Source organism: Embleya sp. NPDC059237 (assembly GCF_042754105.1).
Lineage (GTDB): Bacteria > Actinomycetota > Actinomycetes > Streptomycetales > Streptomycetaceae > Embleya.
Genome location: NZ_JBHZAE010000015.1, coordinates 158,033 through 167,196, shown reverse-complemented (window position 1 = coordinate 167,196; position 9,164 = coordinate 158,033). Strand labels below are relative to the sequence as shown.

The 9,164-nt window shown below is 73.4% G+C and carries 8 protein-coding genes; 6 read left to right on the top strand and 2 right to left on the bottom strand.

The genetic code is table 11. From position 1 onward, the window contains the following. The first annotated feature begins 220 nt into the window (after window positions 1-220). The 4 genes from ACFXKZ_RS37210 (at window position 221) to ACFXKZ_RS37195 (ending at window position 4,285) form a co-directional block, all read left to right on the top strand. A complete protein-coding gene (locus tag ACFXKZ_RS37210) occupies window positions 221-784 on the top strand; it encodes a CAP family protein (RefSeq protein WP_380007206.1) in 564 nt (187 codons plus the stop codon). Window positions 785-855: 71 nt separating this feature from the next. After that, a complete protein-coding gene (locus tag ACFXKZ_RS37205) occupies window positions 856-1,992 on the top strand; it encodes a winged helix DNA-binding domain-containing protein (RefSeq protein WP_380007203.1) in 1,137 nt (378 codons plus the stop codon). 102 nt (window positions 1,993-2,094) lie between these two features. Further along, window positions 2,095-3,087 (top strand): quinone oxidoreductase family protein, encoded by a 993-nt coding sequence (locus ACFXKZ_RS37200; protein WP_380007200.1) that lies wholly within the window; start codon window positions 2,095-2,097, stop codon window positions 3,085-3,087. A gap of 103 nt (window positions 3,088-3,190) precedes the next feature. Continuing rightward, complete coding sequence (locus ACFXKZ_RS37195) at window positions 3,191-4,285, top strand: LuxR C-terminal-related transcriptional regulator (protein ID WP_380007197.1); 1,095 nt, start codon at window positions 3,191-3,193, stop codon at window positions 4,283-4,285. 68 nt (window positions 4,286-4,353) lie between these two features. Here ACFXKZ_RS37195 and ACFXKZ_RS37190 read toward each other — a convergent pair whose 3' ends face one another. Continuing rightward, the gene (locus ACFXKZ_RS37190) at window positions 4,354-5,445 is read right to left on the bottom strand and encodes a DUF5937 family protein (protein WP_380007194.1); all 1,092 of its coding nucleotides are present in this window, start codon (window positions 5,443-5,445) and stop codon (window positions 4,354-4,356) included. Window positions 5,446-5,544: 99 nt separating this feature from the next. Between ACFXKZ_RS37190 and ACFXKZ_RS37185 the strand changes: the two genes are divergently transcribed. Beyond that, on the top strand, window positions 5,545-6,981 hold the full coding sequence (locus ACFXKZ_RS37185; protein ID WP_380007191.1) for an MFS transporter: 1,437 nt from the start codon (window positions 5,545-5,547) through the stop codon (window positions 6,979-6,981). A 33-nt stretch (window positions 6,982-7,014) separates the two neighbouring features. Here ACFXKZ_RS37185 and ACFXKZ_RS37180 read toward each other — a convergent pair whose 3' ends face one another. Further along, entirely contained in the window at window positions 7,015-7,572 is a 558-nt protein-coding gene (locus ACFXKZ_RS37180) for a hypothetical protein (RefSeq protein ID WP_380007189.1), read from the bottom strand. Window positions 7,573-7,924: 352 nt separating this feature from the next. Between ACFXKZ_RS37180 and ACFXKZ_RS37175 the strand changes: the two genes are divergently transcribed. Next, the gene (locus tag ACFXKZ_RS37175; RefSeq protein WP_380007186.1) at window positions 7,925-9,148 is read left to right on the top strand and encodes a cytochrome P450; all 1,224 of its coding nucleotides are present in this window, start codon (window positions 7,925-7,927) and stop codon (window positions 9,146-9,148) included. Window positions 9,149-9,164: the final 16 nt, after the last annotated feature.

The following is a 9,164-nucleotide window of genomic DNA, read 5'->3' as shown; positions in this document are numbered from 1 at the left end:
AACCACCGACTCCGACCAGCCCGCACCGGCCACTCCCAGCCAAAAGCGCAACGCCCACCGGGAACAGTCGCCGTCGCCACCACACACCCACTCTTGGGGCGGTTCAAACCTTGCGTGCGCCGGATGGGTGAACCGGGTGGGAGTCGGTGGGGTTGGTGGGGGGTGGGCTTCATGCTGGGCCTGCGGTCGCAGTGGGTGGCCCGCGCGGAGAGGGGCAAGTGTGCGCAAGCGCTTCGGAGTTCTGGTTGCGGCGGCGGCGACCTTGTTGGTGGTGGGTGCGGCGGTGCCGGCGACGGCGCGGCCTGCGTTTCCGGACGCCACCGACAATGCCTTCCTGAACGAGATGTTGGCCGCGATCAACACCTCCCGGAGCCGACACGGCGTGCCGGCGGTGCGGTTGGATCCGGGACTGAATACCTACGCCCGACAACGCGCGGCACAGGTGTCGGCCTACGAGGGGCTCAACGAGCAGCACGCCGGACTGCGCGTCGGCACCGGCGAGACCCTGTTCTGGGCCGGCGGCAGTGTGTCGAGCCCCGCGTCGGCCACGGAGGCGGCCAAGGCCTGGTATGACGAGGTTCCCCAATACGACTTCCGGCGCGGTGAATTCGGCCCACACACCGGGAACTTCACCCAACTCGTCTGGAAGGGCACTACCCGGGTCGGCGCCGCCCGCTCCGCCGGACGCGGTTCGCGGTGGTACGAGACCTACATCGTGGTGAACTGGCAAGCACCGGGGAACATGATGGGCGCCTTTCGCGACAACGTGTTCCCGGCCCGCTGACCCCGTCGACGGCCCCACCCGGGTGGGAATGCGGAACGGCTTCTGCCGCATTCCCGCGCATGCTTGTGCCCATGGAGCCCTCTTCCCGCGCACCCCGCCCCCCGGTCTCGCGCACCCCGGTGTCCCGTCGCGTGCTCAACCGGACGCTGATCGCCCGGCAGCTGCTCGCCGAGCGCACCCGCCGGCCCGCTGCGCAGGTTGTCCGGCACCTGGTCGCCATGCAGGCGCAGGAACCGAACTGGCCGTATGTCGGCCTGTGGTCGCGCATCGCGGAGTTTCGGCACGCGGAGTTGACCGACCTGTACACGGACAAGGACGTCGTCCGCGGCCCGCTCCTGCGCGGCACCCAGCACCTCGCCGCCGCCGAGGACTACGCCTGGATCCGGCCGCACTTCCAACCCGCGCCCGGGACCGAACTGCGCGCGAGCTACTACGCCGCCGAGACGCGCGGCCTCGAACCCGACGAACTCGCCGCCACGGGACGGGAGTTGCTTGCCGACGGGCAGCTCGCCCGGCGCGAACTCGGCCGGCTCCTGGGTGAGCGGTATCCCGGTCGTTCCGGGTATGTGCTCGCGGCGGCGGTCCAGCGCATGTTGCCGATCGTGCATCCGACGCCCAACGGCGTGTGGGGCGGCTGGGGCAACCGGCCGTCGGTGCCGATGGCCCTGGCGCCGGTCTGGACCGGGCGGGCGATGGACCCCACCCGTGACGTCCGCGAGCTGGTCGAGCGCTACCTGGCCGCGTTCGGCCCGGCGAGCGTGGCGGACGTACAGGCCTGGTCCGGGCTCAAGCGGCTGCGTGCGGTGATCGAGGCCATGCCGCTGCGGGTGTTGCGCGACGTGGACGGGCGCGACCTGTACGACCTTCCCGACGCCGAACTGGCCGCCGAGGACGCCCCCGCGCCGGTCCGGTTCCTGCCCGCCTTCGACAACGCCGTGCTCGGCCACGCCGACCGGACCCGGATCCTGCCCGACGAGCACCGCCGCCGGGTCCTGCCGGGCAACTCGCTCGTGTTGCCCACTTTTCTCGTCGACGGGTTCATTGCCGGTACCTGGTCCGTACACCCCACCGGCCTGCGCCTGATCCCCTTCGCCCCGCTGTCCGCCGAAACGACCGACGCGGTCACGGCCGAGGCGGCCCGGCTGTGTACGTTTGCCGCGCCGGCCGACCCCGCCGCCCGCGACGTCGAGATCCTGCCCCAGGGGTGATCACGAGCGCGCTGCCCATCCCCCACCTGAGGGATGGGCATCCACCCACCCGCCGCGCACGATCGATCGGGTCGGAATCCGCCCACCCCAGGAGCGCGCAGCATGCAGGCCGTCATCGCCACCCGCCACGGCGGACCCGAGGTGCTGAGCACCGTCGACGCCCACCCCGAGCCGCGGCCCACCCGGGGCCGGGTCCTGGTGGCGGTCGCCGCGAGCGGGATCAACTACATCGACATCAGCCAGCGCCGCGGCGTGTTCGCCGTACCCACCCCGTTCGTCCCCGGCGTCGAGGGCGCCGGCACCGTCCTGGAAACCGGCCCGGACGTGGCCGGCGTCGCCGTCGGCGACCGGGTCGCCTGGGCCATGGACGGCTCGGTGACCACCGCGCACGGCGCCTACGCGCAGCGCGCCGTGGTCCGCGCCGACCGCCTGGTACCGATCCCGCCCCGCCTCGACGCGGAATCCGCCGCCGCGGTCCTGATGCACGGGATGACCGCGCACTACCTCACCCACGACGCCTACCGGATCCGCCCCGGCGACACCGTCCTGGTACACGCCGCCGCCGGCGGCCTGGGCGGCCTGCTCACCCAGTACGCCGTCGCCCGCGGCGCCCGCGTGATCGCCACCGTCTCCGGACCCGACAAACACGCCCGGGCCCGTGCCGCCGGCGCCGCCCTCGTGCTCGACTACGCCGGATTCGCCGACCGGGTCCGCGAGGCGACCGCCGGGCAGGGCGTGGACGCGGTCTACGACGGCGTCGGCGCGGCCACCTTCGACGCCGGCCTGGCGAGCCTGCGCCCGCGCGGCACGATGGTGCTGCTCGGCGGGATCAGCGGCCCGGTCCGCGACTTCGACACCGGCCGACTACTCACCGGCGGGTCACTGCACCTGACCCGACCGGGGATCGCCGACTACATCCGCGACCGGGACGAACTCCTGCTCCGGGCCCGCGACGTGTTCGCCCGCACCGGCAACGGCACGCTGCGCCCGCACCTGGGTGGCCGCTACCCGCTGGCCGACGCCCGCCGCGCACACGAGGACCTGGAGAGCCGCCGAACGACCGGGAAGCTTCTACTGATCCCGGAGGTTGACTGAATCCGAAGATCGGGTCCGAAAACCGGATCCGAAAGCCTTCGACCCGACCAACCCCGACCAACCCCCGCCCCGCCCCGCCCCGCCCCCGACCAGGACGGACCCCATGACCCGCCGACCCGACACCGACGCCTGGAAGCGCGACGAACTGCTTGCCCGCGCCGCCGACGCGCCGGACGCGCTCGCGTTGTTCGCCGGCGCGTCCACCCGGCTGCGCCGCCTGGTTCCCTTCGACGCCGCCGTGTGGCGTGCCACCGATCCGCTCACCGGGCTGATCGCCGCGCCGATCCGGGTGGAGAACCTTGACGAGGAGGGCTGCGCCGCGTTCTGGACCAGCGAGTCGGACCCGAGCACGGTCAACGCGTTCCGGGACCTGGTCGACGCCCGCGTCCCGGCGGCGGCGCTGCGGGAGAGCACCGGCGATCGGCCCGAACTCGGCCCCCTCTACGACGCGTACCTGCGCCCGCGTCGTTTCGGCGACGAACTGCGCGCGGTGTTGCGGGTGGGCGGGCGGCCGTGGGGCAGCGTGAGCCTGTTCCGCGACCGGGACCGGCCCGCCTTCACCGTCGCCGACACCGAACTGGTCGCCGGCCTGTCCGCGCCGCTCGCCGGGCGGCTGCGCGGGTTCCTGCGGCCGGCGGAGGTCCCGGCCGGCGCGGTCGCCGAGGCGCAGGAGGCCACCGGCGTACTGCTCTTCGACCGCGCCGGACGCCTGGTCTCGGCCAACGAACAGGCCCGCGCCCGGATCGCGAGCGTGACCGGCGAACCGGGCGATCCCACGGCGCCGATGACGCCGATCTGGATCGCCACCCTGGCCGCCGCCGGGACCGGCCGGGTCCGCGTGCGTACCCGGTCCGGGCGCTGGCTGGTGTGCCACGCGTCCCGGCTGAGCGGCGACGACGCATTCACCGTGGTGATGATCGAGGCGGCCCCGGCGTCCGAGGTGTCCACGATCATCGTCGAGACGTTCGAACTGACCGCGCGCGAGACGGAGATCACCCGGCTGGTCACGAGTGGCCTGGCCACCGACGAGATCGCCCGCCGGCTGCACATCTCCACGCACACCGTGCGCGACCACATCAAGTCGGTGCTGGGCAAGGTCGGCGTCGCCAGCCGAGGCGAACTGGTCGCCAAACTCTTCACCGAATACGTGGCCCCGGCCACCGCGCCGGCGGTACACCGCGTCCGCACGGCGAGCTGACCCGCCCACCCCTGGCGCGTGTCTTCAATCTCCCGTCGTGGAGCTCGGCGGGAGATCGAAGACACGCGCTAGCGCAGCACAGCCGTCAGCAGATCGGTACCGAGCGCCGCCGTCGCCTCGGTGTCGAGTTCGTGGATCACGTACCGGCCGCGCCGCCGCGCCGTCAGCAGGCCGGCCCGGCGCAGTACCGCCAGGTGTCGCGAGACCTCCGGCGCGCTCAGCGACCACGTCGAGGCCAACTCGCCGGTGGTGTGCGCGCCGCGCGCGAGGGTGCGGACCAGGCGCAGCCGTACCGGGTGCGACAGGGCCGCCAACCGCAGCCGCACCGACTCCATCGGCACCGCTTCGGCCGGCTTGTGATCGGGGACCGCGACCGGATACTGCACCACCGGCCGCCACCCGCGTGCATGCACCACGATCAGGTGCGGCGCGCCGAAGACGGTGGGCAGGAAGGTCACCCCGTCGCCCACCGCGCTGGTCGTGGTGTCCTGGAGCTTGTCCACCACGATCCGCTGCCGGTGCTCGTCCACCTCGATCGCCCCGGACACCGCCGCCAGCGCCTCGGCGACGCCGCGCCGGGCCAGCAGATCGCTCTTCAGCCGCAGATCCGCCGTCAGCCGGGGGAGGACCCGGGCCCAGGCCGCGGCGAAGAACACGGCCTCGCACTCCTCCATCATGCGCCGCACCCGGGCCCGCACCATCGGCGGATCCGCGATCAGCCGCTCCGCGAAGGACGCCTGCCGCGTGCCCCGGGCGTACGCCAGGTCCAGGGTCCGCTCCCGGGTGGGCGCGTCCCGCAGCGGCGACGGCCTGCCGAGCAACAGCCGGTCCGTACCGCAGGTGGCGACCAGTGCGGCGGTCACGTAGGTGTCGTCGTCGAGCAGGTCGACCCGGTCCAACTCGGCCGCCAGCGTCGGCTCGGGATGCCCCGGCAGCAGGAAGTCCGCCTGCGAGGCCCGCCACAGGAACTCCGCCTCCAGCAACTGCTCGGCCAACTCCGGCCGCAGCGCCGACCGGGTCTCGACCGCCCATTCCCGGTGCGCGGGATGGTGCGCGGGCTCGGCCAGTACATGCAACATCGCGGTCAGCTCGGCCAGCGGGGACACGGCGAACAACAGCCGCTCGGCCGGCACGCCGGTGATGTCGATGGTCAGGCTCACCCCGGGATCATCGCAGGTGGTGGCGGTAGTGCCGATCTCGATTGACGACCATCGTCAATCGACGTGACGGCCGCCGGGCTCGCCGGCCACGGTGTCGCCATGACCACGACCCCGGCCGCCGCGACCCCCGACGACACCGCGTCCACCCCGACCATGGGCGACGGCCGCGCCGGGCCCGCCGCGGGGCGGCTCGGGCCGACGCCGGTACGCGAGCGACCCCAGCGCCCGCGCCTGGCCACCCTGATGCGGACCTCCGGCGGCCCCCGCTACACGACCGCGCTCGCCGTGGACGCGCTCGGAACCGGGATGTTGCGCCCGTTCCTGCTGCTGTACGGGATCCAGGTGCTCGGCCTCGGCGTGGCCCGCACCGGCACCGCGATGTCGATCGGCATGCTGTTCGGCCTCACCGCCGTGCCGTTCCTGGGCCGGTGGCTCGATCGCGGCGCGCGCAGTGCGGCGGTGGCCGCGGCGATGTCCGTCCGGGTCGTGGGCGTCGCGATACTGCTCGGCAGCGCCGCATGGGGTGGCTCCGCCGTGTGGGCGTTCACCGTCGCCGCGCTGTTTTTGGGCATCGGCGACCAGTGCTGGGCGCCGGCGCACGCGGCGCTGGTCGGTACGGTCGCCGACGAGCGATATCGGGACGCCGCGCTCGCCGCCGGCCGGTCGTTGCGCAACGCGGGCCTGGGGGCCGGCGCGCTGATCGCCACGGTGGCGATGGCCGGGGGTACGGGGGCGCTGCGGATGCTCGCGGCGGTGACCGGCATCGGCTACGCCGTCGCCGCGTTCCTGGTCCGCTCGCTGCGGGTGACCGCGACGGGCCGGTCGGGGGATCGGGACACCTGCGGGCCGAACGAGCCGAAGTCGCGTGCCGCCGGCGGGTCGCGGATCACCGCGCTCGACGTGGCCAACCTCCCGTACGCGTTCTGCTTCAACGTCCTGGAGGTGGCGCTGCCCGCGGTGCTGGTCTCCCACCTGCACGCGTCGCCGGCCTGGTCCGCCGGCATCTTCGTGGGCAACACGGTCATCGTGGTCGCCACCCAGATCGCCGTCGTGGTCTGGCTGTCCCGATACCCCAGGCGCTCGGCCCTGGCCGGCGCGGGGCTCGTGCTCGCCGTGTCCTACCTGGGATTCTGGGCGGCCGGCGGCCTGGGCGGCAACGGCGGGGCGGCGGCCATCGCGCTGGTGTCGGTGCTCTACACGGCCGGCGAGATCATGTACACCGGCAGCGCCATCGCCCTGATCGTGGCCACCACACCCGCCCATCGCCTCGGCCGCGCGCTGTCCCGCTTCCAGCTCTCCTCCGGGCTCGGCGCCGCGGCGTCGCCGGCGGTACTGATGGCGTTGTTCGCGGTGGGGCCGGGGTTGTTGTGGGCTTCGTTGGCGGCGGCCACGCTGGCGGCGGCGGTGGCGGTACGGCGGTGGGCCCCGGACGATCACCGGGTGCCGGACGCTCGCAGGGCGCCGGACTCTCGCGGGGCTGCCCGCCCCGGCACGGCCGACGGGGCCCGGTCGGTGATCGACCGGACCCCGTCGTGAGGGTGGTGCCGCGACCCGGGCCGCGAGCGCCGACTACACCGGGGGCGCGACGCCCGCGAGCGCGGTCGTCACGCTCGTGACCAGGCCGAGGAGGTCCTTGGCGATGTTGGCGACCACGGTCGGCACGTCGGGGTTCGGGGTGCCCGGGGGAACCGCGACCAGCGCCTGAACCGCCTTGAGCAGATCCTGGCCGTCCTTGAGCAGCGCGGCCACCGCGTCGGGCGGCGACAGCGGCACGGGCAACGATCCCGCGCGTACCGGAGGGGCGACGGGGGTGGCGGGGAGCTTGCCCAGCAGCGCCTTGGCCAGGGCCTCCAGGGACGTGACCGCTTCCTTGACCTTGGCCGCGTCGGGCGGGACGGCCGTGGCGGCCGCGACCAGGTCGCCGACCGCCTTGGTCACCGCACCGACCGCGCCCAACTGGTCGATCAGCTTGATCGCCGCGTCCGGCACGGGTACGGCCGCGGGAGCTGCGGCGATGGTGCGCGGTGTTGCCGAGGCGGTGCCGACCTCGGTGACGGCCACCGCCGCCCCGGCACCCATGAGGAGGGACAAGCCGGTGGCGGCGGCGACGATCCGGGTGTTGCGCATGACTGATGGACCCTTCCATAAGGAAATGGGGAGTGCTCATCAACGGTCACCCGGAAGCTCACATACAGCAACCGGAGCATCACATAAAGTATTGAGCCTCGGCGTGTCGCCCGCCTGCTCCCGCGCGGGCGGTGCCTCGACGATGGCCTCCTCGCGCGAGCTGCACGGTTTGCGCGACGCGAGCCCGGCCGCGCGGCCGTCGTCGGGGTGCACGGGCCGTGGCTCGCGCCGCTTGCGTATCGCGGACCCGGACCGGGGAACTCCGCAAGCCGTGGCGAAGGTTGACGGTATGACAGGTGGCCGGCGCCGACTATCCGAGCCGGCCCGTCCGAGGGGGACGAGAGGCAACCACGTGGACGCGACCGCGATCGTCGAACTGCTCGACACTCCCGAGACCCGGGCCGATCCCTATCCGCTGTACGAACAGGCCCACCGGCTGGGCCCGGTGGCGCGGGTGAGCGACATGCTCGTCCTGGTCACCGGGTACGCTGCCGTCGATCGCGTGCTGCGCGATCGGGACTTCGGCGTGGTCGACCCCGAGCTGACCGCCACGATGTTCGGCGACTGTCCCGAACCCCCGTCGCTGGAACTGTTCGGCCGCTCGATCCTGCAGGCCAATCAGCCCGCGCATACCCGGATGCGTGCCCCGATAGCGGCCGTTTTCACCCCCCGCCGGATCGCCGCCATGCGACCGGCCGTCGAGCGGGCGGTGGACCGGCTCCTGGACGACCTGGCCGCGGCCGGACGTGGCGGCGAACCGGTCGACTTCATGGACCGGTTCGCCTTCCCCCTGCCGGTCGGGGTGATCTGCGAACTGCTCGGGGTGCCCGAGGCGGATCGACGTCGGTTCCGGGGGTCGGCGCACGACCTCATGGCGGCCCTCGAGTTCATGACCGTCGAGCGCGACCTGACCGCCGCGGACCGGGCCGCCGTGGAACTCCAGGGCTATTTCGCGGAGTTGGTCGCGCAGCGGCGGGCGCACCCGAGTGAGGACCTGGTCGCCACCCTGGTCGCGCGGCGCGACGCGGACCCGGACAGCGGGATCACCGACGCCGAGCTGATCGCCAACCTGGTGCTGCTCCTGGTGGCCGGGTTCGAGACCACCACGAATCTGCTCGGCAACGGCCTGGCGCTGCTGTTCGGGCACGACGGTGCGCGCACCGCGTTGGCCGGGGGGACGTTGCCGCCGGGCGACTTCGTCGAGGAGGTGCTGCGGTACGACTCGCCGGTCCAACTCACCTCGCGGATCGCGCTCCGCGACGGCCTGGAGATCGAGGGCGTCGCCGTGCCCAGGTTCGCCGAGGTGCTGCTGCTGATCGGCGCGGCCAACCGTGACCCGGCGCGCTTTCCCGAGTCGCAGCGGTTCGATCCCTGGCGGGCCGAGATCGCGCCGCTGAGCTTCGGCGCGGGGATCCACTATTGCGTCGGCGCCATGCTCGCTCGACTGGAGGCGACGGTGGCCTTCCCGCGATTCCTGGCCCGCTTTCCCGCGTCTGCCCAGGCGCCGGGCGCGGTCCGGGACGACCGCCTGCTTCTGCGCGGATACGGCGAACTCCCGATCACCGTGGGCGGTTGATCAGCCGACAGCCGAC

Excerpts from the sequence above, each read along its gene's own strand:
- ACFXKZ_RS37180 (WP_380007189.1), bottom strand. The coding sequence starts at position 7,572 with ATGCGCAACACCCGGATCGTCGCCGCCGCCACCGGCTTGTCCCTCCTC.
- ACFXKZ_RS37200 (WP_380007200.1), top strand. The coding sequence starts at position 2,095 with ATGCAGGCCGTCATCGCCACCCGCCACGGCGGACCCGAGGTGCTGAGC.
- ACFXKZ_RS37195 (WP_380007197.1), top strand. The coding sequence starts at position 3,191 with ATGACCCGCCGACCCGACACCGACGCCTGGAAGCGCGACGAACTGCTT.
- ACFXKZ_RS37185 (WP_380007191.1), top strand. The coding sequence starts at position 5,545 with ATGACCACGACCCCGGCCGCCGCGACCCCCGACGACACCGCGTCCACC.
- ACFXKZ_RS37205 (WP_380007203.1), top strand. The coding sequence starts at position 856 with ATGGAGCCCTCTTCCCGCGCACCCCGCCCCCCGGTCTCGCGCACCCCG.